The sequence below is a fragment of the Nesterenkonia aerolata genome (assembly GCF_031470965.1).
Taxonomy (GTDB): Bacteria; Actinomycetota; Actinomycetes; order Actinomycetales; family Micrococcaceae; genus Nesterenkonia; species Nesterenkonia aerolata.
Window position 1 is genome coordinate 33,903 of record NZ_JAVKGR010000011.1, and the last position, 24,678, is coordinate 58,580.

Here is a 24,678-nt window from a genome sequence, read left to right on the forward strand (position 1 = left end):
CCAGGACCTTGGATCACCGTATCGACCATCCTCACCGGGACCTGCGGCTTGCAGTGGCCGTGGCATAGTGAACAGATCATCACAGCGACGGCCACTGTAGGGGCCGTACGACGACCAGGAAGGCGGTGGCATGGATCCGGCGGATCTGACAGCTCTGGGGCTGAGCCAAGATGCGGCTGAGTCCTATATGGATCTGCTCGCGGCCGGACACCGCCGTGCCGCCCTTGAAGTCGAACTCCACGGTGAGCTCCACGCCGTCGGGCTCGTGGGAGATCCGGAGCCTGACGGCGCCGCCCGGCTCAACGACCCTCGCCGAGTGCTGCGCGCGGAGGCCCGTCGCCGTCGCCGTCAGGCCGATGCCGCCCTGCACCTGGAGCATGAGCTCGGTAGCCTGTGGGACCGTCCCGGGGCGCAGGGCACCGATATCATCGAAGTCCTCCACGGCCGAGCGGCGGTCCAGCGTGTGGCTGACACGATGCAGCTCAGCGCCGTCGAGCAGGTCCGCTCTATGGATCGCGGCCCCTATGCTCCCTCGACCGCCGGGCAGATGTGCCCGGTCCAGCGCCGTCAGTTGCCGCGGGGCATCCGTTACCAGACCGTCTACTCGGATGAGGCCGTCTCCGATCCAGCCATCCGAAGCTCCATCAACGAGGCTGTGGCTCTCGGCGAGGAGGCTCGGGTCCATGCGTCGGTGCCGCTGCGGCTGCGCATCATCGACGAGGAGATCGGGCTCATCGTCCTGATCGAAGGCGAACGGGTCACCGGAGTGGTGATCCACCCCTCGCCGATGCTCGATGCCCTTATCGCACTCTTCGCTTCCGTCTGGTCCGGCTCCGTTCCTTTGGGTGTGGCAGACCAGGCGCCACTGCTCACGACCGAGTCCAGCTCCGCAGGGTCGGTCAGCTCCGCCACACCGGTTTCCGAGGAGGAGGCCGCCCGTGAGCTGGTCGGGCTCATGGCCGCCGGCGTCACCGACGAACAGATGGCTCGGCAGATGGGGATCAGCCGTCGGACCCTCTCCCGGCGCATCCAACAGCTGCTGGAGGCCACTGGCTCTACTACGCGCTTCCAGCTGGGGGTCCAGGCGGCACGGAGGGGATGGCTCGTGTAGAGCCATCCCCTCCCGAGGGGGCAGCAGGTGCCGGGGTGCCCAGCCCAGAGGTCAGCGCCTCAGTGATTCGACGTCGTTCAGCCTTCTTGGCTCTGCTCGCGCATCATCTGACGCACCAGGCGCTCGGCCTGCTTGACCGAGTCGGTGCGCATCTTGATCTGCACCGTGCCCTGGGCCTCGTGGATGTCACCGCCGACCTGGTAGGCGACGTCCTCACCGGGCAGCGGCAGCGCTCCGCAGACGGTGTTCGACGGCATGGTGCCCTCCAGCATGTAGGCCTCGACGGCGTCGTCCACGCAGGTGGTGCCGTAGGGGTACAGGCCATGGGAGCCTTCGTTGGCCACGGTGATCAGCGCGGTGTGCGGCTGGATCTGCGCGGTGCGCTGCCCGGCCTCGTACGGGGTCGCCGCGTCGAACTCGGACTGCACCACCAGGGTGTCCGGGTGTGAGTTCTGGTGCGGACGAGGCTTCTCGGTGACCGCCGGCCAGTGGGCACACAGCGGGGCGGACATCAGCGGGCCGATGAACGGCTGCTTACGGTTGAGATCGTCGACCCAGGCGTTCCAGAAGCCGCGCGACTGGTTCCACTGTCCGTCCTGACAGCGGATGGCCTCGAAGGTGCCGGAGAAGGTCACCGAGGCGCCCTCTGCGGCGGCCTGCTCGACCTCCTGGAGTTCAGCAACCTCCTCGCGGAGATCGGCCACCAGGGACTCGTAGGCCATGCGGGCCTCGACGTCGTCGATCTCGACGCCCTGTGAGGCTTCCAGCAGCTCCTCCAGCTGGGCGGAGAGCTCGGTCGCATCGGCAGCCTCGGCTGCACCGGCTTCGATGTAGGCGGCGACCAGGCTGGCCGCACCCGGGTAACCGGAGGTGGTGTACATCGCCGGGATGATGTTGCTGGCCACCACGGCACCCAGCATGGTCCGTGTGCCTCCGGCCTGCTCCCAGCCCTCACGGATCACCATCGGGTCCTGGCCGAGTCCATAGGTCTCAGCGTTGCGGGCCATATAGGGCAGCATCATGTCCTGGAACTGGCGGTCACGGCTGCGTGGCTGCAGGTCCCAGGTCTCCTGCAGGGAGGTCCGGGTCAGGTCTGTCGCGGAGTCCAGCAGGAACCGGTGGGAGTGCTCGGGGAACACCGCCTGGTACCAGTTGCCCAGCCAGGTGCCGTAGGAGTAGCCGACGTAGCTGATGTGGTCCTCACCGAGCACTGCGCGGATGAAGTCCATGTCGTAGACGGTCTGTTCGGTGGTGATGAACGGAGTCAGCGGGTTGTCCAGGCAGCCTTCGACACGGGCAGCGGCGTCGTCCCAGGAGTCGGCGCCCTGGGTCGGGGTGTATTCGCACTCCAACGGAGTGGACTCACCCACGCCGCGGGGATCGAAGCCAACGAAGTTGAACTCTTCGGCCAGTGCGGGGGAGCGGTCGGCCATCGCCGGGCCCCAGGGCAGGCCGCTTCCACCCGGACCTCCCGGATTCACCAGAGCGATGCCCTGCGAACTGTCCTCATCGGCGGTATCGGTCACAGAGATGCGCAGGGTGATCGTGTGGCCGTCGTCTGGGTTGTGCCAGTCGCGGGGGACGGTGACGTCGGCACAGGCCAGGCCCTCGACCTGCTGGAACCGTGCGGCGGCCTCGGGGCTGATGTCGGGGAATTCGCAGCCTTCCCAGGCGAGTTCCTGGTCCAGGAGATCGCCGGCGATCTCACCGGCGTCGACCTGCGCGGAGTTGTTGCCGTTGTTCCCGGAATTGCCGGTGTTATTCGGGGATGCCTGTGCCGTGGGGCCGAGTCCCGCGCTCAGTGCAGCCACAGCCAGTATGCCGGTGGCGCGCAGGGGTAGCGACGCCTTCTTCGGGGTTTTTCTCAGAGTTGTCCTCGGGGTGTTCCTCATGGTGTTCCTCATGGTGCGTTCTCCTCCTCAGGAGCGGCAGAGGGTGGTGAGTGATGTGGTGAGTGATACAGCCGGTGATACCGGGATCTGCGGCCCGTAGTGGGCTCGCAGGCCCTCTTGACGATCCTGTAGGGGTTCGTTGCCGAAATGAAGCGATCGGCGTGGCCGGTGTGCGACATGTCACAATGTGGTCACAGCGTGATTTCGATCGAATATCGTCCCGCGGTGGCGTCGCCGGGGTGCGCCGTGTAAAGTGGCCTCTGACCAAAGACCGCCGGTCGTTGTTGTCGTGCGGAGAACAGTGGCACTGTTCCCCGCGGTCGCCGAGCGCCGCTCGGAGTGCGGCGCAACTGTAAAGACCCTCACGGGCGACCAGCGCAGGTGACACGATTCCAGCCGCTCCAGCCTGGAGCGCCCCTGACGTCCACGGGGGATGCTCCACTGAGCTGAGACGCCCCGTGCATCTGTGCATCGGGGCTTTTTTCATGCCTCGGTCCCCGTGCAGAGCCTTGGCCGGCCTCTCAGAAGAATCGGAAGGAGTGCCATGGCGAATCCTGAGAAGGCTGCCGCCGTCGCCGAGCTGAAGGAACTCTTCAGCTCCTCGACGGCCGCAGTGCTCACGGAATACCGCGGCCTCTCCGTCGGACAGCTGCAGGAGCTGCGCAAGTCCGTGCGGGAGAACGCGCAATACGCCGTGGTGAAGAACACGCTGACCGAGATCGCCGCGCGCGAATCCGGTATCGACGCCTTCGAAGGCAAGATGGAGGGCCCCTCCGCCATCGCCTTCGTCCACGGAGACGCTGTCGACGTGGCCAAGGCCCTGCGTGACTTCGCCAAGGGCAACCCCGCACTCGTCATCAAGGCCGGCTACATGGACGGAGCCGCTCTGGACGAGGACGGAATCAAGAAGCTCGCGGATCTCGAGTCCCGTGAGGTTCTGCTCGGCAAGCTGGCTGGGGCCTTCATCGGCGCTCAGTCCAAGGCTGCTGCCACGTTCCAGGCTCCGCTGTCCAAGGCCGTGCGCACGGTCGAGGCGCTGCGGGAGAAGCAGGAAGCGGCCTGAGCCAAGCATCAGAACACAGGTTCTCGCCGCATCGGCCACTGGGCCGGGCATCGGGAGCCGTCGAGCGGCAGAAGCTCGCTCACCACGCATAGGAACCGCGAGCGTCACCGTCTGCGAGACCCGCAGGCGAGGACCTCAGACATGAAGAAGGAGCGCCTGACATGGCGAAGATGACCAACGACGAGCTGATCGAACAGTTCAAGGAGATGTCCCTCATCGAGCTCTCGGAGTTCGTGAAGCTCTTCGAGGAGACCTTCGACGTCGAGGCTGCCGCACCGGTGGCCGTGGCTGGTGCCGCACCGGCCGCAGGCGGCGGCGAGGCTGAGGCTGCTGAGGAGCAGACCGAGTTCGACGTCGTGCTCGAGTCCGCTGGTGACAAGAAGATCGGCGTCATCAAGGAGGTGCGCGGCCTGACCTCCCTCGGTCTGAAGGAGGCCAAGGAGCTGGTCGACGGTGCCCCGAAGCCGGTCCTGGAGGGCGTCGACAAGGAGGCCGCCGAGAAGGCCAAGGAGACGCTGGAGGGCGCTGGCGCCACCGTCACCCTCAAGTGATCCTGCGCTCAGCCACCACCGGCTGAGCATCATCCCCGCCCGCTCTGCCCATGAGCGGACAGGCGGGGAGGAGCATCGCCCGGGAGCCCCCATCCGAGACATCGGATGGGGGCTCCCGGTGTGTGCGGCTAGGATGGAAAGGGAGGGCCAGGCCCTCCGACGACGGCGTCTGCGGCGCCGCCCGAGGACGGATGAGAGCGTCGGCGGCTTGCGCTGCCGACACACCACTGAGGAGGATCACCGTAATGACTGACTCGCCACAGACCGACGGCGCACCGGAGCAGACGCAGGAGTCTGTCGAGGAGGAGCAGCCGCAGTCCGGTTTCGGCGTGGTCGTCGGCATCGACGGCTCGGAGCATTCCCTCGGCGCGCTGCGTCTGGCTGCTGATGAGGCGGGCCGTCGCAGGCTTCCTCTGACGATGGTCATCGCCTACTCGCTGTCGCCTTACTCGGATTCTGCACGCGCCGCCGGGGACTATTTCGCTGATGACTCCACCCTGCGTGAAGGCTGTAAGCAGGTGCTGATCGAGGCGCGCGAACACCTCGGGCACTTCACCGGGCGGCTGCGCGGCTACGTGAAGTACGGCGATGCCGCAGATGTCCTGCTCAAGTTCTCCAAGCGCGCTGATCTGCTCGTCGTGGGCAGCCGCGGTCGAGGCGGGTTCGCCGGTCGTATGCTCGGCTCCGTCTCCTCCGGTCTGCCCTGGAAGGCGCGCTGCCCGGTGGTGATCGTGCCCAAGCGTTTCACCGCACAGGGGGCCGAGGGTCATCGCGACGTCTCCGCCGCCCATGTCTCAGTGGGTGTGGACGGCTCCGGCCACAGCCTGGTCGCCGCGCTGGAGGCCGCAGAGGAAGCCCGCACCCGGCAGGTGCCGCTGCGATTGGTCGCCGCCTACACCGATCAGGTCGAGGACACCTCCTGGACGCCGAAGAAGCGCCAGCGCAAGGATCAGCAGGATTCGGTGCTGGCACGCCTGGACGAGGACCGCACCTGGCTGCGCGAGCAGGTGCCAGATGTAGAGATCGAGACCGTGGCCGCCGTCGGCAGCCCGGTCAAGGTCATGGTCGAAGAGTCCCGCACTGCCGGGCTGACCGTGGTGGGCACCCGGGGACGTGGCGGATTCGCCGGCATGGTGCTGGGATCCACCTCCAACGGAGTGATGCACTACGCGGAAGGGCCGCTGATGGCCGTGGCTGATGTGCCGGACCCGCGCGTGCGCTCCCACCCGCGGATCGCCCGCGGCTGAGCCCCCGGGGGGCTGCGTGTTCGGCGGAGCATTCGGCTCTGCCGCAGCCGGTAGGCCCTGCGGCGAGATATTCTCAAGCGCCCGCGCCGCCGATGAGACCTCAGAGTCGCAGTCGGCGGCGCGGGCGCAGTCCTGCAGCGAGGAGTATCAGCCCGCATAGGACGCAGATCCCCAGGGCCACCAGCAGGGGATCGACGAAGATGCCCCAGATGACGCCGACCAGACACCAGAGCGCCAGCAGCAGGCATATGGTGCCGAAGACCAGCTGGCCCGTGCGCAGCCCTGTGTGGCCCTCGTCTGCTGAAGGCCTGGGAGTGTCCTGTGCCGTCTCAGCTGAGGAGCTGCTGAGCTGCCCGGCGGCCTCGGCGCGCTCCCACCAGCGGGGTCCGCGTTCGGGTTCTTTCCAGTCGAAGTCCTCCGCCGCTGTGGTCTGCAGGGAATCGGCCAGCAGGGAGTCCACCTCGTGCCGCTCGTGGGGATGTTCGTGACGGGTCATCATCGGTCCTCTCCGGAGTCGGCGTCATTGCCCTTCTCCTGGGCATAGGTGCTGGCGTCGTAGATCTCGAGACTGTTGAAGGCTGCGTCCACTGAGAGCTGCAGCTGCGTGTCCGCATCGGTCGGGCCGAGTGTGAAGCCGCGTGAGCTGAGTCCGCCCATGTCATGCTCTGCGTCGGCAGTGCGTGCGGTGATGCTGCCGAAGGCCTGATCGACTTCGACCACCACCTCGACGTTGTCGGGAACGATCACTTCGACGGAAGAGAACGCCGTACTGATGTCGGCGCTGTAGACCGAGACTCCCGCCTCGTTCTCCGCGGCTTCGTTCGGGTCCAACTGTTGCAGGTCGACGATGGTGGAGGAGAAGGCGGAACTCACCGAGGTGGAGTCGGTTGTCTGCTGGCTGAATGCGTGGGAGGTCCCACCGCCGACCGGTGGCCCGGAGGCCATGGCGAACAGCAGCAGCATCGTGGCGGTCACCGTAGTCAGCAGCAGGCTGCGGCCACGACGTCCGCGCAGAGCGGCGATGATGTGGAGAGCGGCGAGCACCAGGGTCGTGACAGCCGTGACCAGCAGCAGCACCGGGATCACCGAGACTCCCATCACCCCGCCGAGGAACATGACTCCCACCAGCACCGGCACGGCGAGCAGCAGGACGCCGAAGGTCAGCTGCCGTCGACGTCGGCGTGCCTCTCGTTGCTCGGGGCTGAGTGTGCTGCTCCGAGCCACGCGAGTCTTGGTCACGCGAGTCTTGGTCACGCGAGTCTTGCGGGTCTGTGCAGCCGGGCGTTCGGAGCCGCTGCGCTGTCCGGGCCGGGGTGCCTGGTGTCCAGCAGCATTGACCGCGCTGGCCGTCGCGTCGCCGGGTGCGCGTGCTGAATTCCCCGCCGCCTCAGTTCTGGGATACCAGGCCGGTCGGCCGTCGGCGCGCTCGTGCCGGTGCCCGGCCGGGTGCCCGGTCGAGGTCTGAGCGGAGGAGGTGCTCGAGGTCCCTCCGCTCTCAGGCTCTGCTCGACGGCTATGCCGTATCACCCGGACCACCAGCCAGATCAGTCCGCTGAGCACCAGCAGGTTCAGGATGATGCCGACGGCTCCTGCCAGGTTGAAGGGGCTGATCAGAGTGATGGTGCCCAGCAGCGTCAGCAGCCCGCCTGCGAGGAAGCCGCCCCGGTGGTCTCCGCGCATCGACTGCTGCAGATGGATGCGTCCTTGGGCATCCGGCAGCAGGATCCACAGCAGCCCATAGGTCAGGGCCATCGGGGGGAAGAAGAACAGGCAGGAGACGAAGACGATGCCGCGCACCAATGTGGCATCCCAGTGGAGACGATCAGCGACCAGCGCGGCCAGTCCGCCGAACCAGCCGTTCTCCGCGCGCACCAGTCCGGTGCGGCGTATCCGGTCGAAGAGCCGACGGCCTGTTTCGGGGCCTCGGCGGCCGTGGGCTGAACCCTCAGCAGCCACGGGGTCCTCAGGCGCAGGGGAGGAACGGTGATCCATAGTTCTACTCTGCCCGGCCCGGAGGTGGCCCTGCTATCAGGGAAGACCCTGAACCGACCCTGAATCGCCCCTTGTCTGCTCCGGTGCCGACCAGAGATGTCCCTGATCTTTGCCAGGGCCGGCCGGTGCTGCGCAGTGCCCGTGGCAGGATGGTGGCATGTCCGAGCCACCTGTGCAGGTGCGGCCCCGCCCTGAGCTGCGGCGGGCCGCAGAGACTCCGTTGGCCGGAGTCTGCTTCGGTGTGGCCCGGCACCTGCAGGTCTCCGTTCCGGTGGTGCGGGCGGTGACCATCGGGCTGACCATCGCCGGTGGCATCGGCCTGGTGCTCTATTGCTGGTTGTGGATCTTCGTGCCCTCAGAGGAGGAATCCGGTGCTGAGGCCGGTGTCCGTGGGCTGAGCGGCCTGGCGGTTCCTACCGCTGCCTCAGGTGACACCGAGCAGGACGGGGCTGACTGGGTTCATCCTGGCCGACGCTCGGATCAGGGGCCCGCTGGTCCGAACGGCTCCGTTGAGCCTCAACCTGCGATCGGGCTTCGCCTGAAGCGTCTGATCGATGCGCTCACCGGCACTCCCGAGGTTCTGCTGGGCGGGCTTCTCCTGGGCAGTGCGCTGGTCATGGTCTTCGGTATTTTCGGTGCTGGCCTGAACGTCTGGGTGGTGCTGCCGCCCGCAGTGCTGGTGGTGGGCGTGCTCTTGGCCTGGTCGCAGGTGGATAAGACAGAGCCCGGAGCCGAGCGTGGCTGGACGCCGAGTGCGCTGTGGCAGGTCGGCGTCGGCGCCGGGCTCGTCGTGTTCGCCCTGCTGCTGCTCGCCGCCGGCCTGGTGCCCCTGGCGGAGCTGACCATGAGCCTGCTCATCGCGGTGCTGCTGCTCGCCGGGCTCGCCCTGGTGGCCGCGCCCTGGCTCATCCGTCTCTACCGAACGGCTGCGACCCAACGGGCACGTGCGGCGGCTGAGGCCGAGCGAGCTGATATCGCCGCCCACCTGCATGATTCCGTGCTGCAGACCCTGGCGATGATCCAGAAGCAGCGCCTTGACCCTGAGGCCGTGGGTACGTTGGCCCGGATGCAGGAGCGGCAGCTGCGCGGGTGGCTCTACCGCCGTGAGGCGCAAGAGCCGGGAACGCTGGAAGAACAGCTGACGGCGGCCGCCGCGGAACTGGAGGAGCGCCACAGTGTCGCTGTGGACGTCGTCAGCGTCGGCAGCTCATCGCGCAGTGATCACCGTGTGCTCGTGGCCGCCGCCCGGGAGGCGATGCTCAACGCAGTCCGTCATGCCGGGCCGGCCTCGGTGTATATCGAGTCCGACGCCTGCGGTGACGCGGTCTTCGTCCGTGACCGGGGGTCGGGATTCATCCTGGAGGCTGTGGACCCTGACCGGCTGGGCGTGCGCGAATCCATCATCGGGCGGATGCGCCGCGCCGGGGGAGAAGCGATCATCCGCTCGGGTGAATCCGGCACCGAGGTCCAACTGCGTCTGCCGGTTGAGACGGATGCCGAGACTGAGGAGGAGGTGCCGTGAGATCCCCTGAGCCTGTCCCGTCTGTGCACGTGCCCGCGCCGATCCGCGCGGTCATCGTCGATGATCACGCAATCTTTCGTGCCGGGCTGCGGCATGAGATCGGCGACCGCCTCGATGTGGTGGCCGAGGCTGCTGATGTCGGCAGCGCGATCGAGGTCGTCCGCGCGGCCCGTCCGGATGTGGTGCTGCTCGATGTCCATCTGCCCGGCGGCACCGGGGGCGGGGGAGCCGAAGTGGTGCTCGGCTGCCGGGACCTGCTGGAGGACACCCGATTCTTGGCGATCAGCGTATCGGATCAGGCCGAGGACGTGGTCTCGGTGATCCGTGCTGGTGCTCGTGGGTATGTGACCAAGACGATCAGTCCGCAGGAGCTGATCGATGCTGTGAGCGCAGTTCACAGCGGTGATGCGGTGTTCTCCCCGCGTCTTGCCGGGTTCGTGCTCGACGCCTTCGGCACCTCTGCCGCCGGTGAGGTGCGTGATGAGGAGCTCGACCGGCTCTCCGCCCGCGAAGTCGAAGTCATGCGGCTGATCGCACGCGGCTATACCTATCGGGAGCTCGCCGGTGAGCTGTACCTATCGGTGAAGACGGTGGAGACCCATGTCTCGAAAGTGCTGCGGAAGCTGCAACTGTCCTCTCGCCACGAGCTCACCCGCTGGGCCCAGCAGCGTCGCCTCATCTGAACCCGCCCCTCCACCGTCCTGACCTCACCCCCACGGTTGACTCTGTTTTTGGTGCCCTTTTGAGGCCGAATCGACGCTCAAAAGGGCACCAAAAACAGAGTCACCGGGCTAGGGGGTGGGGCGTGCCAGACGAGCAAGGACCCGACGCGCTGTCGGTGCCTCGACACTGCGACCGAGCGCCAGGTAGTGAGGAGCCAGGTGGGGTCGGTCCTCGACGGGTTGTCCTGCGCTGTCAAGCGCGATCACGGTGCCACCCGCCCGTTCGACGAGCAGCATCCCCGCAGCGACGTCCCAGGGATTCGTGTGAACACCCATCGTGAGGTCGGTCCATCCGGCCGCGACGAAGCTGAGCTCCAAGGCGGATGAACTGAGTCGACGTACGGCTCCGTAGGCCTGTGTGAGTTCTCCCAGAGCCTCGAGGCTGGAGTCACGGTCAGCGCGAAGGGTCTCACGGTTGGGGAACCCCGTGGTCAGACAGAGCCGTTCCTCGGGCTTGTCCCGAGCCACGTCTGAGATATCGGCGTCCAGGCGTCGTTCTCCCTGCCGATCGGCCAGCACCGCGACAGCATCATCGGCGGAGAAGGTCAGTTCGTTCACCGGATCATGAACGACGCCAGCCACCACCTCATCATTGATGGCTGCGGCGATCGAGACAGAGAACAGCGACAATCCGTGGACGAAGTTGGCGGTCCCGTCGATGGGATCGACGATCCACTCGATGTCACCATCACCCTGCCGTCCATACTCTTCTCCGATGATCCTGGAGTTCGGCACTGCGGCAGTCAGGATCTGCGCCAGCTGGACCTCCGTGGCCGCATCCCACTCAGTGACCACATCATGAGGGGCGCTCTTAGACCGCACTTCCATCGCCGATCGGAACGCCCCGCGTAGTGCAGGGCCCACTTTATGGCTCGCCGCAACGGCGATCCTGCGCAGGTCACGAGCAGTCGGCACATCGGTCGGACACGGTTGAACCGGTGAGACGTGAGTAGACATATGTCTCACGGTAAGGGGCACACAGGCGGCTGAAGTGAGGCTCTGGAATCGTCCAGTGCCCGGGGCCCCGGCTTGAGGCCGTCGTCGTCGGCTGTTCACCTTCGGTCCACCAGCCGGTGACACTGTGGCCGATGTCCGCCCCGCCGCAGGCGCCGAAACTATCGCACGGAGGCCTCAGCCATGACGACCATGCCCCACCGCAGCCGCCCGGCTCAGTTGATGACCACTTTGACACTGTCGACTCTCGTCCTCCTCGGCTGCTCTTCAGGAGAATCTGGGGAGACAGAGGCAGCAGGTCCCGATGATCGCGACACCGCAGACACCGGCATGGAAACGGGCGCTTCCGCCGAAGTGGACGAATCCGTGGAACCCAGCGGACAGGCCCCTGAGCTGGAGGAACTGCTGGACTCTGGGGACCTGCCTGCATTGGCCGAGAGGATTCCGGAGGACCCTCCGGTCATCAAGGGCCCGGATGGTCCTGGAGAGTACGGGGGTGAGATGGTCGCGGCCATGCTCGACAACGACGACGACTCGACCATCCGTCGTTACGTCGGCTATGAGCCGTTGGTGCGCTGGAACGCTGACTGGACCGACGAGCTCGTGCCAGGACTGGCCCGTGACTGGGAGTCTTCTGAGGACGGGACAACCTACACCCTTCATCTCCAGGAAGGGGTCCGATGGTCTGACGGTGAGTCGTTCACCGCAGACGACCTCGTGTTCGGATACCGCGATGTGATCTCCCACGAAGAGCTGACTCCCGGTCCCAACGAATACCTCGTCGATCCGCAGGGCGAGCTCGGTGAGATCGAGAAGATCGACGACTACACCGTCGAGATCACCTTCCAGAATCCGCACGGCATGTTCCTGACACAGATGGCCCGGGCCGATGACGACGGCATGTTCCACCGGTTCCCTCGGCACTACCTCGAGCAGTTCCATGCAGACTTTGCCGAAGACCTCGACGAAGTCCTTGAGGAAGAAGGGTACGACGAGTGGACTGAACTGTTCCACGAGAAGGGTGGAGTGACCCTCGGCACCGGCTTCGACTCACGCTGGATGAACACCGAGCTGCCGACACTGAACCCTTGGGTCATCGACAACCCCGCCTACACGGGCACCCGAGTGACGGCCGAACGAAATCCTTACTACTGGAAGGTCGACGAGGACGGCAACCAGCTGCCGTACGTCGACCGCATGGTTTTCGACGTCTACTCGGACCTTGAGGCGCTGGCTTTCCGTGCGGCTTCGGGCGACATCTCTTTCCAGGATCGCCACCTCGATCATGATTTCCGGCCCCTGCTGGCCGAGTCTATGGAGGAGAACGGCTTCTCCCTGGTTGATGTCACCACCACGGACATGAACGTGATGGTTCTGAACCTCAATCTGCACCACGAGGATGAGGACATAAGGGAGATCTTCAACGAGAAAGACTTCCGGATCGGACTCTCTCACGCCCTGAACCGTGAGGAGATCATCGAGTTAAACTACCACGGCCAGGGCGAAGCCGCGCAGGCCGCACCCCGTGAGGACTCGCCCTTTTACCACGAGGAGCTCGCCACCCAGTACACCGAGTATGACGTGGACCTCGCCAACGAATACCTCGACCGGGTCCTTCCCGAGACTGATGACCAGGGACGGCGGCTTGGTTCTGATGGTGAGCCGTTCACCTTCGAAGTTGATGTGGCCTCGGACCGTTCCGTGGAGATCATCAGCGCTTTGGAGATCGCACAGCAGCACTGGGCTGAGGTCGGTGTCACGGTGGAGATCAACACGATGGACCGGGACCTGCGTAACGAGCGCAGGGATAACAACAGTTTTGATGCGAACTCGCGTGACGGTTCCGCAGGTCTGCAGGACTCGATCCTTCGCCCACGGTGGTACATGCCCCACGGAGACAGCTCGAACTACGCTCCTATGTGGGGTGAGTACTACCTCGACGAAGACAACGGCTTTGCACCTCCGGAGGACTCGCTCGCCTGGGACCAGTGGGAGATCTACGACCAGATCCTCGCCGAGCCTGACGATGAGAGGCGTGCGGAGCTGATGGAGGAGCTTCTGGACCTCTCCGCTGAGGCTTTCTGGACGATCGGTCTTGCCACCAGTGCCAACCGCGCCGGCGTCATCTCCGACGACCTTCGCAATGCCCCCTATGAGCTCTACGAGTCATCGGCGTTCGAGAACCCGGGTCCGGCGCATCCGGAGTCCTTCTGGTGGGTGGATCCTGACGACGCCGTGGCCCGGGACGAGGAGGAAGTCCAGGAGGAGGTTGATGAGGTCGACGAGGAGGATATCGAGACCGAGGAGGAGGCCGACGGGGACGAAGGGCCCTGAGTCCGGCGTCCTGACTGGGCGGCCCGTCACGTGAGTCATGCTGTTCTATACCGTCAAGCGCCTCGGATGGTCTCTCCTGACCATCTGGCTGATCTCGCTGATCTCGTTCTTCATCATCCAAGCACCGCCGGGTGACTTCGTCACCACCCTGATGGCGGAGCGGGATGCCGACGGCGGCAACCTCACCTCCGCGCAGATCGAGGTTCTGCGCGACCGCTACGGGTTGGACCAGCCGTGGTACGTCCAGTACTGGGTCTGGATATCGGGCATCATCTTCGAGTTCGACTTCGGCTATTCGTTTCGCTACAATGTGCCAGTCGTCGAGCTGCTGGGGGAGTACATGCCCTACACCTTGCTGCTGGCCGGCGGATCACTGATCCTCACATGGATCATCGCCTTTGCCATCGGCATCTATTCTGCGGTTCGTCGCTACTCATTCGGGGACCACGCGTTCACGTTCTTAGGATTCATCGGTCTTTCGGTCCCGAACTTCGTGCTGGCGCTGGTGTTCATGTACATCGCATTCCGGTACTTCGGAATCACCGTGGGGGACTGTTCTCCCCGGAATACGTCGACGCAGAGTGGTCTGTCGGGCGGTTCGTGGATCTCCTGCAGAACCTTGCCGTCCCCGCACTCATCGTCGCCACTGCCGGAACGGCCTCTCTGATCCGGATCACCCGAGCGAACCTCTCGGACGAACTCGCCCAGCTCTACGTGGTGGCTGCCAGAGCGCGTGGGCAGCGCGAATGGGTGCTGCTGCTGCGATACCCGGTTCGAGCGGCGATGAATCCTTTCATCTCAACTGTGGGCTACGCGATCCCCTCAGTCCTCTCAGGCGAGATCATCGTCTCTCAGGTCCTCTCCATTCCGACTACCGGACCGGTGTTGTTGGCTGCTCTACGGAACCAGGACATGTACCTCGCGGGGAGTTTCATCCTCATCCTCGGAGTGCTCACCGTCATCGGCACTGTCATCTCCGACCTCGTGCTGGCCTGGGCGGACCCCCGGGTGAGACGCCAGACCTCAGGAGCCGCCCGATGAGTGAACACCGCACAGCACAGCCGTCACAGGGGAGCCAGCCGATGTCCCGGAGCGATGCGGGGCAGGCCACCGATGAGATCGCGCGCCGCAGCTCATGGGTGTTGATGTGGCGTCGTTTCCGTCGTCATAAGCTGGCGGTGATCTCATTGATCATCATCGTGTTCATGTACGTGGTGGCAATCTTCGCTGACAGTCTGGCACCGCGGCCGCCGGGAGACTATGCGGTCGACTACCCCTACGCCCCTCCTCAGGGGATCCATCTGACCGACATCGGTGAAGGTGACGGTCTCGGGCTGTACGTCTATGGAATGGATCAGGAGGTCGATGACGTCACCTGGGAACGGAGCTACACCGAAGACCGGGAGGACCCCCATCGGTTGGGCCTGTTCGTCAGTGCAGGCGAAGAATATCGGTTCCTCGGCATGTTCGAGACTGATGTCCGACTCTTCGGGCCGGAGGATCCTGAGGCCCCCTTCTTCCTGCTGGGTGCCGATAGCGCCGGTCGCGACATCCTCTCGAGAGTCATCTTCGGCACCCGAGTATCGCTTTCGATCGGGCTGATCGGGGTGGTGCTCTCCACGGTGATCGGTATCGTTCTGGGCGCCGCTGCAGGCTTCCTACGGGGTCCTGTGGACGCGGTGATTCAGCGCATCACCGAGGTGTTCATGTCGATCCCCACGCTGCCGTTGTGGATGGCGTTGGCGGCCTCCCTCCCTCAGAGTTGGACGCCGTTGCAGGTGTACTTCGGGATCACGGTGCTGCTCTCGCTCATCGGGTGGACTTCGCTTTCGCGGGAGGTGCGGGGCCGGGTGCTCACGCTGCGCAGCGAAGACTACGTGGCCGCGGCTCGGCTCGATGGGGCGTCGCGTATGCGCGTGGTGCGACGACATATCCTGCCTGCCCTGACCAGTCACATCATCGCCACAGTGACCCTCGCGGTGCCGGCCATGATCCTGGCTGAGACGAGTCTGTCGTTCCTCGGTCTGGGCCTGCAGCCACCCGTGGTTTCGTGGGGAGTGTTACTCCAGGAGGCGCAGAACGTCCGTACCGTGATGACGGCTCCGTGGCTGCTGATCGTTCCCAGTGCCGCCGTCGTCCTGGCCACGTTATCGCTGAACTTCCTCGGTGATGGGCTGCGCGATGCGGCTGACCCTTATGGAGGTGGACAGTGAGCGCAGCTGATGAGGTGCGGGCACCGTTACCGGATGTGTCGGCGGCTCCTTTGCTGAGTGTCAGCGATCTCCGTGTGGAGTACCCGACGGAGGACGGACTCGTCGTGGCCGTGGACAGTATGGACCTGGACGTCGCGCCAGGTGAGGTCCACTGTGTGGTGGGTGAATCCGGGTGTGGCAAATCGCAGACCGCCCGTGCAGTGTTGGGCCTGTTGGATCCGCCGGGACGGATCGCCGCTGGCAGCATCCGGTGGCGTGAGGAGGACGGGAGCGTCACAGATCTGACGACGTTGAAGCCGCGTGGTTCAGTGATGCGCCGGATCCGGGGAGGTCAGATCGGGATGATCTTCCAGGAGCCGGCCCGCAGCATGTCGCCGATGCACACGGTCGGTTTCCAGATCAGCGAGTCCCTGCGCCTTCATCGTGGGCTTGATCGGCGTACGGCGCGAAATGAGGCTGTGGCGCTGCTTGAGGCGGTTCACGTCCCGAAGGCTGCCCTGAGGGCGAAGTCATACCCGTTCGAGCTCTCAGGGGGGATGCGTCAGCGGGCGATGATCGCTGTGGCGCTCGCCGGGCGGCCTCGTCTGCTCATCGCGGACGAGCCCACGACGGCTCTTGACGTCACGACTCAGGCCCAGATCTTGGAGCTGCTGCGCGAGATCCGTGATGAGCGTGACATGGCCATGGTGTTTATCACACATGACCTCGGCGTTGTGGCCGATATCGCGGACCGGACCACGGTCATGTATCTGGGGCAGGCGGTGGAGACGACTGACGTCTTTGGCCTCTTCGAACGGCCGGTGCACCCCTATACCCGTTCGCTGATGCGCTCCATGCCGCTCCTCGGACGTCGGGAGAACACTCTGGCGACGATCAGCGGGACAGTTCCCTCCCCGTTGGAGAGACCTGCTGGTTGCCTGTTCCACACGCGATGCCCGGTGGTCCGCGAGGGATTGTGCGATGTGAACGAGCCGATGATGAGGTTGCTGCCCGAGGTCACTGAGGCCGTGCAGGCGGGCTCTGCCGACCACCGTCTGCGCTGTGTGCGGGCCGAGGAGATCCTGGCCGGTGAGATCACGGTCAGGACGACCTCAGGACAGGAGGGTGCCAAGGATGGATGAGACATCGGTACGGCCGACTGGCCGGACGGATCAGAGCGCGGACGGCGGCGTGGAGCCGCTGCTAAGCCTGCGCGGCCTCAGCCGGCACTTCGTGACTCGGAGCGGTGTGTTCCGCCGGAGGACGACGACCCTGCGCGCGGTCGACGGTGTCGACCTCGACCTCCGGCCGGGTGAGACGCTGGGCCTGGTCGGTGAATCAGGCTGCGGCAAGTCGACGTTGGGCCGCTGTGTACTGCGGATCGACGAACCTACTGCCGGTGAGATTCGCTACCGGGGTCGGCGCGGGGCCGGATATGCCGATGCCGACTTCGATGCCGGCTTCGATGCCGACGTCGACGTCGCACGGGCCGCAGGCCGAGAGCTGGCGGGTTACCGCAGGGATGTCCGCCTGGTCTTCCAGGATCCGTTCGGCTCGCTGAATCCGCGGATGACAGTGCGTCAGCTGCTGGGTGAGTCGATGCGGAGTCTTCCCTCCGAGGAGCGTACCGAACGCACCATTGACCTGCTGAGACAGGTCGGCCTGCGCCGCGACCACCTCGACCGCTATCCGCATGCCTTCTCCGGCGGTGAGCGTCAGCGCATCGGGATCGCCCGCGCCATCGCGACAGACCCGCAGCTGGTGGTGGCCGATGAGGCGGTCTCGGCGTTGGACGTCTCCGTGCGAGCCCAGGTGCTCAATCTGTTCGGTCGTCTGCAGGCCGAACGCGGACTGGCCTATCTGTTCATCTCCCACGACCTCTCAGTGGTGGAGCATCTCTCCGACCGTGTGGCGGTGATGTATCTGGGGCAGGTGATCGAGATCGCCGACAAGGACACGTTGTTCACCCGTCCGGGTCATCCGTACACCGAAGCTCTGCTCTCGGCGGTGCCTCAACCGGACCCGCGTGTGCAGCGATTTCGTGAGCGCATCACCGTCCGTGGTGAGTTGCCCGACCCCACTGCGGTGCCCAGCGGCTGTCCGTTCCGTACTCGATGCCTGTACGCCGAGACGGTGTGTGCCGAACAGCGGCCGCCGCTGCGTATGCTTCCGGATGGGCAGCAAGTGGCCTGTCACTTCGCCGGTGAGCTGTCGCTCCGCGGGGTTGAGCGTCTCGGCTGAGGCTCGGAGGGCAGCGGGGGCCTCATGCGGCAGATCGCTGAGATCTGCTCATCTCAGCGACTCCAGCAGCTCGATGACCTGACCCGGGTGATCGACAAGGTCTGTGGCGACGCCGTCCCGGAGCGCCTGCGCGAGTGCGGAGGAGTCGTCTGATCCACCGTGTGTCAGGACGCGCCGTGCGATTCCCGCCTGTTGTGCTCCCCAGGCGTCGTTGAGGACCTTGTCACCGAGCATCAGGCAGCCCGATCCGTCGTCTCCGGCGATCTGCAGGGCGCGTGTGAAGATCTGCGGGCAGGGCTTACGCCGTCCAAGTTCATCGGAGAATACCCAACCGAGGATATGCTCGGCGACGCCGTGGTCCGCCAGAACCCGCCGTACGCCCTTCCCGGAGAGCGTGTTGGAGACCACCACGGCACGGATGTCATGCGCAGAGCAGTAGCTGAGCAGGGTGGCCGCACCCTCACGAAGGGTCTTGCGCGACTTGGAACGGTAGAGCACCGGCTGCAGTGTCTCGGCTTCGGCCAGCAACAGTTCTGCGCGTCGTTCGTCCATCTGTGGGGCGATGAACTCCTCCCAGTACTGACGCGGCGTGACCTCGGCCCAGGGGTCGGATGACGATCGCGAGTCAGTCGTCTTCCGTGACTTATAGAGGTCATGGCCCTGGACGAGTGCTGTGCGGATCTCCTCCTGGGTGAGAGGAGCCCCTCCCCGCTGCAGCACATCGGTGACCGAGTCGACCAGCTCGCCCAACGGACGGTCTGCCTTCTCCGTGGTGCTGATGACCCCGCCGTGGTCGATCAGCAGCGTCGGAGGACGGTTGCCCCTGTGTTGAACTCGAGTGGGCGGAGAGGTTGGTGTCGGTGTGCTGGACACTCCTGACACTTGAGCGAGAGGCGAGGCGGTGGCCGCGTCGTCTTCGGTTCTTCGACGGAGATGCTCTAACAGCTCAGCCGGGGACTCCACAGTGAGGTCAGGCCGTTCGTCAGTCTCAAAGGGGGCACCTGACGCAACCCCATCGAGAGTCAGGATCACGGCGCCGACCCCTGCTCTTCGGCCGGCGACGACATCTCTGTCATAGGTGTCGCCGACGAACCAGCACTGGTCGGCGGTGGTGCCGAGCGCTCGTGCGGCTCTGCCGATCATCTCTGGGTGGGGCTTGCGGATTCCGGCTTCGTCTGAATAGATCTGCACACCGAAGGCCTCGTCGATCCCGAAGGTGGCGAGTTCTCGCCGATGCCGCCTGCTCGAATGGGCGTTGGAGACGATTCCTAAGCGGATGTCGTGGTCGTGGCAGAAGTCGAGAAGCTCCGGAATGCCGGTGCGGAGGGGATGGTCAGCGTGACAGCGGGACATATGCTCCAAGACGTCGGTTGCATCCGAGGTCAGAACAGCTCTCACTTGGTTTGGCATGCCGGAGAGCAGGAAGTCGGAGACGATCTCCTCGGGCGCAAGCTCTTGGGGACGGAGACGTCGGCTTGAGGAGTCTTTCCAGGCAGAGAGCGCGGCCATGCCGGCACGGAGGTTACGGGTCAGCTGCGTGACGTCGAGGTCGACCCCTCTGTCCTGCGCGAGCGAGGTGAGCGCTGCGGTGAACCGCTCAGTGCCGTTGTCGTGCCGACGCGGTGAGACGAGCACCCCGCCGTAGTCGAGCAGTAGGGACTGAGGGAGCGGGAGTGCAGCGAGGGATGTCATGAGGCCTCCTGTAGACGGTGATGCGGTCGGTCGCACCGGGTGTCTGGAGCTTGTGCAGATAGGCGGGAGCGACGAGTACGGACGGACTTCCGCAAGCTATGGCGCCGTGGTGCACGGCGGATGTCCGTCCGATGAACTCTCCGTCTCGGACGGGGGAATCGAGCTGGAACGCGCCAGTCCCTGCCGGGGGTGATGTCATCATGGTGCTGCCAGGGGAGCGGCCGGTTGGTCAGCTCTGCTGTGCAGGGTTTGTGGGTCAGAGACGTCAGAGGAAGTGAGCGGGTGGGTGCAGGCCAGTCGGGGCGGCGGAGTCCCACATTGGTGGAGATCGCCCGCGCAGCCGGTGTCTCCAAGTCCGCGGTGTCGTTGGCGTTGCGCGGCGAGGTAGGTATTTCCGAGCCGACCCGATATGGGATTCTGCGGGCCGCACGCAGTCTGGGGCGGCCGGTGACCCCTTGGGCGCCGGGTGCTGACCTTGATCGTGACGGTCCGCTCATCGGGGTGCTGGTCAACGGGCTCCAGAGCGCCTACCACCGTGATGTCGAGGAGGGTGTTCAGTCGGCGGCGCCCGAGGGAGTCCGGCTCGTCATCGCCCAGGGCGGAGCAGACCGAAGTCGGCTCCAGGAGGCCCTGCGTACTCTCGTGGGGCTGGGTGTGGATGGGTTGGTCATCATCAGCTCCCGCATTCCTCCCACGACTCTGGAGGAGGTGGGACGGTGGGTTCCCACGGCAGTGGTGGGTCGGCTCTCGGAGCGGATCGAAGGTGTGGACGTCGTGTTCAACAACGATGCCCACGGTGTGAGGCTTGCGGTCCATCATCTGTTCGCGGCAGGACACCGACGCATCGTCCATCTCACAGGATCGTCCCGGCCAGTCGCGCTGCATCGGCAGCGAGCATTCGTCGAGCTTATGCGCGGTGTGGTTCCAGAGGTTGAGCCGAGAGTCGAGGGCCCGCAGCATTTGGAGGCGGCGATCCGGAGCATCGTGGCGGAGGTGCGGGCCGGTGGGCTGGCACCGACGGCGGTCTTTGCTCAGACCGATGAAATCGCGGGAGATCTGATGGTTCGTTGTTTCGAGGCTGGTGTCGAGGTGCCTGAGGGGTTGAGCATCGTCGGCTATGATGCGTCGTCGCTGAGCAGATTCCTTCGTCCGGCTCTGACCAGTGTCAACCAGCCGAGGCACGAGCTGGGCTCGACGGCCTTGCAGCTAGTCCTGGATCGTTTCGAAGGTTCTGGGTCCTCTCGCGTGATGACGTTGCGTCCGTCACTGACTCGTCGAGATTCCGTCGCTCCACCGTCCTGACCTCGCCCCTCCACGGATGACTCTGTTTTTGGTGCCCTTTTGAGGCCGAATCGACGCTCAAAAGGGCACCAAAAACAGAGTCACCGGGGTGAGACGGTGGAGGGGCGAGTTCTGCTAGAGTCGGGGCGCGACGACGGCGGCTCATCAGCCCGCGGCGTTGCGCAGCCACGTGTACCTGTTCTATGCTGTACCTTTGCGCCATTCCTCTCTGATCGTGCCTTCAAATAGCGGTGGGCACTCCTTGATGTGCGCAGACTCCAAGGAAGCTACGAAGGTCTGTGGAAGGATTCCTCTTGGTCGCCTCGAGCACCTCATCGATTCAAACCGCTAGCTCGGCCCGCACTGCTGAATACGCCGGCCGACTCTCATTCGCAAAGATCTCTGAGCCCCTGGACGTCCCCGAGCTGCTCGCGCTGCAGATCGAGTCCTTCGACCGCCTGGTCGGCAACGAGCGCTGGGCCGCTCGTGTGGAGGAGGCCCGCGAGAAGGGCATCCGCGGCGTCTCTGACACCTCTGGGCTCGCCGACATCTTCGAGGAGATGTCCCCCATCGAGGACTTCCAGGGCACCATGTCCCTGAGCTTCTCCGAGCCGGAGTTCGCCGATCCGAAGATGCCGGTCGACGAGTGCAAGGAGCGTGACACCACCTACGCCGCTCCGCTGTACGTCAAGGCCGAGTTCATGAACAACAACACCGGCGAGATCAAGCAGCAGACGGTGTTCATGGGCGACTTCCCGCTGATGACCGATCGCGGGACGTTCATCATCAACGGCACCGAGCGTGTCGTCGTCTCCCAGCTGGTCCGCTCCCCGGGCGCCTACTTCGAGCGCAGCCCGGACAAGACCTCGGACAAGGACATCTTCACCGCCAAGGTCATCCCCTCCCGCGGTGCTTGGTTCGAGCTGGAGATCGATAAGCGTGACCAGGTCGGAGTGCGCCTGGACCGCAAGCGTAAGCAGCCGGTCACCGTGCTGCTGAAGGCGCTGGGCTGGACCGAGTCCCGCATCCTCGAAGAGTTCGGCGACTACGACTCCGTGCGCGCCACCCTGGAGAAGGACACCTTCGAATCCCAGGACGACGCACTGCTGGACATCTACCGCAAGCTGCGTCCGGGGGAGCCGCCCACAGTGGAGGCCGCTGAGGGCCTGCTGCGTGGGCTGTACTTCACTCCGAAGCGCTACGACCTCGCCAAGGTGGGCCGCTACAAGCTCAACCGCAAGCTGGGCGTCGACAAGGACTTCTCAGACGCTGACGCCTCGGTCCTCACCGAGGAGGACATCGTCGCGATGATCCACTACCTCTGCGCGCTGCACGCCGGTCAGCCCACCATCGAGGGTGTGCGCGACGGCGAGCAGGTGCAGATCCACGTCAACGTCGATGACATCGACCACTTCGGCAACCGCCGCATCCGCGCGGTGGGTGAGCTGATCGAGAACCAGGTCCGCACTGGTCTCTCTCGTATGGAGCGTGTGGTCCGTGAGCGGATGACCACTCAGGACGTCGAGGCGATCACGCCGCAGACCCTGATCAACATCCGTCCCGTCGTGGCCTCCATCAAGGAGTTCTTCGGGACCTCGCAGCTCTCCCAGTTCATGGACCAGAACAACCCGCTGGCCGGACTGACGCATAAGCGCCGCCTCTCCGCGCTGGGGCCGGGCGGTCTCTCCCGTGACCGCGCCGGTATGGAGGCCCGTGACGTCCACCCGTCGCACTACGGCCGTATGTGCCCGATCGAGACCCCTGAGGGCCCGAACATCGGTCTGATCGGTTCGCTGGCGACCTACGGGCGCATCAACTCCTTCGGGTTCATCGAGACGCCGTACCGCCGCGTGGTCGAGGGCCGGGTCACCGATCAGATCGACTACCTGACCGCAGACGACGAGCTGGTCGCCCAGATCGCCCAGGCCAACGCCCCGCTGAACGAGGACGGCAGCTTCGCCGAGGAGCAGGTGCTCTGCCGTCAGCGTGGCGGCGCCGGTGAACCGGTGCTGGCCACCTCTGACGACATCGACTACATGGACGTCTCCCCGCGCCAGATGGTGTCGGTGGCGACGGCTCTGATCCCCTTCCTCGAGCACGACGACGCCAACCGCGCGCTGATGGGCGCGAACATGCAGCGCCAGGCCGTGCCGCTGCTGGAGTCGGAGTCCCCGCTGGTGGGCACCGGGATGGAGAAGTACGCCGCGGTGGACGCCGGAGACTCGGTCACCGCCGAGAAGCCCGGTGTGGTCACCTCGGTGGCGGCCGATATGGTCACCACGCTCAACGACGACGGCACGCAGACCCACTACCGGATCATGAAGTTCGAGCGCTCGAACCAGGGCAACGCCTATAACCAGCGTGTCCGGGTCTCCGAGGGCGACCGCGTGGAGCGCCAGTCGATCATCGCCGACGGTCCCTCCACCGAGGCCGGAGAGCTCGCCCTGGGCAAGAACCTGCTGGTCGCGTTCATGTCCTGGGAGGGTCACAACTTTGAGGACGCGATCATCCTCTCGCAGCGTCTGGTGCAGGACGACGTCCTGACCTCGATCCACATCGAGGAGCACGAGGTCGACGCCCGTGACACCAAGCTCGGTGCTGAGGAGATCACCCGGGACATCCCGAACGTCTCCGATGAGATGCTCGCCCAGCTCGACGAGCGCGGCATCATCCACATCGGTGCCGAGGTCGAGGCCGGGGACATCCTGGTCGGCCGTGTCACCCCGAAGGGTGAGACGGAGCTGACCCCGGAGGAGCGTCTGCTGCGCGCCATCTTCGGGGAGAAGTCCCGTGAGGTCCGCGACACCTCCCTGAAGGTGCCCCACGGCGAGTCCGGCACCGTCATCGGTGTGCGCATCTTCGACGCGGAGGACGGCGACGAGCTGCCTCCGGGTGTGAACCAGCTGGTGCGCGTCTACGTGGCCCAGAAGCGCAAGATCACCGATGGTGACAAGCTCGCCGGCCGTCACGGCAACAAGGGTGTGATCGCCAAGGTGCTGCCCGAGGAGGACATGCCCTTCATGGCAGACGGCACCCCGATGGACATCATCCTCAACCCGATGGGTGTGCCCGGTCGTATGAACATCGGCCAGGTCATGGAGCTCCACCTCGGCTGGGCCGCCTCCCAGGGGTGGACCATCGAGGGTGAGCCCGAGTGGCTGAACGACCTGCCGAACCTGCCGCGGCAGACCGGTCCCTGCAAGGTCGCCACCCCGGTGTTCGACGGCGCCGAGGCCGATGAGCTGACCGGGATCCTGGAGTCGGTCAACCCGACCCGCGACGGTGAGCACCTGGTCGGCGCCGACGGCAAGGCCCGTCTGTTCGACGGTCGTTCCGGTGAGCCCTTCGAGGACCCGGTGTCGGTCGGGTACATGTACGTGCTGAAGCTGCACCACCTGGTCGACGACAAGATCCACGCCCGTTCGACCGGCCCGTACTCGATGATCACCCAGCAGCCGCTGGGCGGTAAGGCGCAGTTCGGTGGTCAGCGCTTCGGTGAGATGGAGGTCTGGGCCCTGGAGGCCTACGGCTCCGCCTACACCCTGCAGGAGCTGCTGACGATCAAGTCCGATGACATCCACGGGCGCGTCAAGGTCTACGAGGCCATCGTCAAGGGCGAGAACATCCCGGAGCCCGGTGTTCCGGAGTCGTTCAAGGTCCTGATCAAGGAGATGCAGTCGCTCTGCCTGAACGTGGAGGTCCTCTCCGCAGACGGCAGCGCGGTGGAGATGCGTGACGCGGAGGAGTCCGGGTTCAGCGCCGCTGAGGAGCTGGGCATCGATCTCTCCCGGGCAGAGCCCAGCTCTGTCGAAGAGGTCTGAGCCCTCTCCGGGAACCGCCACGTAAGACGTCACGAATCTTTTAGAGAAGAGAGAGATACCGGA

19 protein-coding genes are annotated in these 24,678 nt (G+C 65.3%); 14 read left to right on the plus strand and 5 right to left on the minus strand.

Going from position 1 to position 24,678, the window contains the following annotated elements; translation table 11 throughout:
* The first annotated feature begins 130 nt into the window (after positions 1 to 130).
* Positions 131 to 1,111: a hypothetical protein gene (locus RIL96_RS09530; protein WP_310548787.1), complete on the plus strand. Its 981-nt coding sequence runs from the start codon at positions 131 to 133 to the stop codon at positions 1,109 to 1,111.
* 77 nt (positions 1,112 to 1,188) lie between these two features.
* Here RIL96_RS09530 and RIL96_RS09535 read toward each other — a convergent pair whose 3' ends face one another.
* The gene (locus RIL96_RS09535) at positions 1,189 to 2,922 is read right to left on the minus strand and encodes an alpha/beta hydrolase (protein WP_310548788.1); all 1,734 of its coding nucleotides are present in this window, start codon (positions 2,920 to 2,922) and stop codon (positions 1,189 to 1,191) included.
* Between the two features lie 625 nt (positions 2,923 to 3,547).
* Between RIL96_RS09535 and rplJ the strand changes: the two genes are divergently transcribed.
* From rplJ to RIL96_RS09550, 3 genes are all read left to right on the plus strand, one after another.
* Positions 3,548 to 4,066 (plus strand): 50S ribosomal protein L10, encoded by a 519-nt coding sequence (gene rplJ, locus RIL96_RS09540; RefSeq protein WP_310548789.1) that lies wholly within the window; start codon positions 3,548 to 3,550, stop codon positions 4,064 to 4,066.
* Between the two features lie 161 nt (positions 4,067 to 4,227).
* Positions 4,228 to 4,617 (plus strand): 50S ribosomal protein L7/L12, encoded by a 390-nt coding sequence (gene rplL, locus RIL96_RS09545; RefSeq protein WP_310548790.1) that lies wholly within the window; start codon positions 4,228 to 4,230, stop codon positions 4,615 to 4,617.
* A 245-nt stretch (positions 4,618 to 4,862) separates the two neighbouring features.
* Positions 4,863 to 5,864 carry a universal stress protein gene (locus RIL96_RS09550; protein ID WP_310548791.1) on the plus strand — a complete coding sequence of 334 codons (1,002 nt, stop codon included), beginning with the start codon at positions 4,863 to 4,865 and terminating at the stop codon, positions 5,862 to 5,864.
* Positions 5,865 to 5,964: 100 nt separating this feature from the next.
* Here the strand turns inward: RIL96_RS09550 and RIL96_RS09555 are convergent, their stop codons facing one another.
* Entirely contained in the window at positions 5,965 to 6,360 is a 396-nt protein-coding gene (locus RIL96_RS09555; RefSeq protein WP_310548792.1) for a hypothetical protein, read from the minus strand.
* The gene (locus RIL96_RS09560; RefSeq protein WP_310548793.1) at positions 6,360 to 7,856 is read right to left on the minus strand and encodes a PspC domain-containing protein; all 1,497 of its coding nucleotides are present in this window, start codon (positions 7,854 to 7,856) and stop codon (positions 6,360 to 6,362) included. Before RIL96_RS09560 ends, RIL96_RS09555 begins: the two co-directional genes overlap by 1 nt.
* Before the next feature lie 157 nt (positions 7,857 to 8,013).
* Here RIL96_RS09560 and RIL96_RS09565 point away from each other — a divergent pair, with 157 nt between their 5' ends.
* Together RIL96_RS09565 and RIL96_RS09570 are read left to right on the plus strand one after the other, a co-directional pair.
* Positions 8,014 to 9,378, plus strand: coding sequence for an ATP-binding protein (locus tag RIL96_RS09565; RefSeq protein WP_310548794.1), 1,365 nt, complete (start codon positions 8,014 to 8,016; stop codon positions 9,376 to 9,378).
* Positions 9,375 to 10,061: a response regulator gene (locus RIL96_RS09570; RefSeq protein WP_310548795.1), complete on the plus strand. Its 687-nt coding sequence runs from the start codon at positions 9,375 to 9,377 to the stop codon at positions 10,059 to 10,061. Before RIL96_RS09565 ends, RIL96_RS09570 begins: the two co-directional genes overlap by 4 nt.
* Before the next feature lie 108 nt (positions 10,062 to 10,169).
* On the opposite strand, the gene RIL96_RS09575 is transcribed toward RIL96_RS09570, so the two are convergent.
* A complete protein-coding gene (locus RIL96_RS09575; RefSeq protein ID WP_310548796.1) occupies positions 10,170 to 11,057 on the minus strand; it encodes an inositol monophosphatase family protein in 888 nt (295 codons plus the stop codon).
* A 327-nt stretch (positions 11,058 to 11,384) separates the two neighbouring features.
* Here RIL96_RS09575 and RIL96_RS09580 point away from each other — a divergent pair, with 327 nt between their 5' ends.
* Genes RIL96_RS09580 through RIL96_RS09605 form a run of 6 tightly spaced genes read left to right on the plus strand, consistent with a single transcriptional unit; the run spans position 11,385 to position 17,821 of the window.
* Positions 11,385 to 13,388 (plus strand): ABC transporter substrate-binding protein, encoded by a 2,004-nt coding sequence (locus RIL96_RS09580; RefSeq protein WP_310548797.1) that lies wholly within the window; start codon positions 11,385 to 11,387, stop codon positions 13,386 to 13,388.
* 37 nt (positions 13,389 to 13,425) lie between these two features.
* Positions 13,426 to 14,055: an ABC transporter permease gene (locus tag RIL96_RS09585; RefSeq protein WP_310548798.1), complete on the plus strand. Its 630-nt coding sequence runs from the start codon at positions 13,426 to 13,428 to the stop codon at positions 14,053 to 14,055.
* Entirely contained in the window at positions 13,989 to 14,429 is a 441-nt protein-coding gene (locus tag RIL96_RS09590) for an ABC transporter permease subunit (RefSeq protein ID WP_310548799.1), read from the plus strand. The genes RIL96_RS09585 and RIL96_RS09590 overlap by 67 nt, the downstream gene beginning before the upstream one ends.
* Positions 14,426 to 15,601, plus strand: coding sequence for an ABC transporter permease (locus RIL96_RS09595; RefSeq protein ID WP_310548800.1), 1,176 nt, complete (start codon positions 14,426 to 14,428; stop codon positions 15,599 to 15,601). Before RIL96_RS09590 ends, RIL96_RS09595 begins: the two co-directional genes overlap by 4 nt.
* The gene (locus RIL96_RS09600) at positions 15,598 to 16,722 is read left to right on the plus strand and encodes an ABC transporter ATP-binding protein (RefSeq protein WP_310548801.1); all 1,125 of its coding nucleotides are present in this window, start codon (positions 15,598 to 15,600) and stop codon (positions 16,720 to 16,722) included. The genes RIL96_RS09595 and RIL96_RS09600 overlap by 4 nt, the downstream gene beginning before the upstream one ends.
* Entirely contained in the window at positions 16,715 to 17,821 is a 1,107-nt protein-coding gene (locus RIL96_RS09605; protein WP_310548802.1) for an ABC transporter ATP-binding protein, read from the plus strand. The genes RIL96_RS09600 and RIL96_RS09605 overlap by 8 nt, the downstream gene beginning before the upstream one ends.
* A gap of 48 nt (positions 17,822 to 17,869) precedes the next feature.
* On the opposite strand, the gene RIL96_RS09610 is transcribed toward RIL96_RS09605, so the two are convergent.
* Positions 17,870 to 19,513 (minus strand): HAD family hydrolase, encoded by a 1,644-nt coding sequence (locus tag RIL96_RS09610; protein WP_310548803.1) that lies wholly within the window; start codon positions 19,511 to 19,513, stop codon positions 17,870 to 17,872.
* 282 nt (positions 19,514 to 19,795) lie between these two features.
* Between RIL96_RS09610 and RIL96_RS09615 the strand changes: the two genes are divergently transcribed.
* A complete protein-coding gene (locus RIL96_RS09615; RefSeq protein ID WP_310548804.1) occupies positions 19,796 to 20,815 on the plus strand; it encodes a LacI family DNA-binding transcriptional regulator in 1,020 nt (339 codons plus the stop codon).
* 293 nt (positions 20,816 to 21,108) lie between these two features.
* Positions 21,109 to 24,615: a DNA-directed RNA polymerase subunit beta gene (gene rpoB / locus RIL96_RS09620; RefSeq protein WP_310548805.1), complete on the plus strand. Its 3,507-nt coding sequence runs from the start codon at positions 21,109 to 21,111 to the stop codon at positions 24,613 to 24,615.
* Positions 24,616 to 24,678 lie beyond the last annotated feature (63 nt).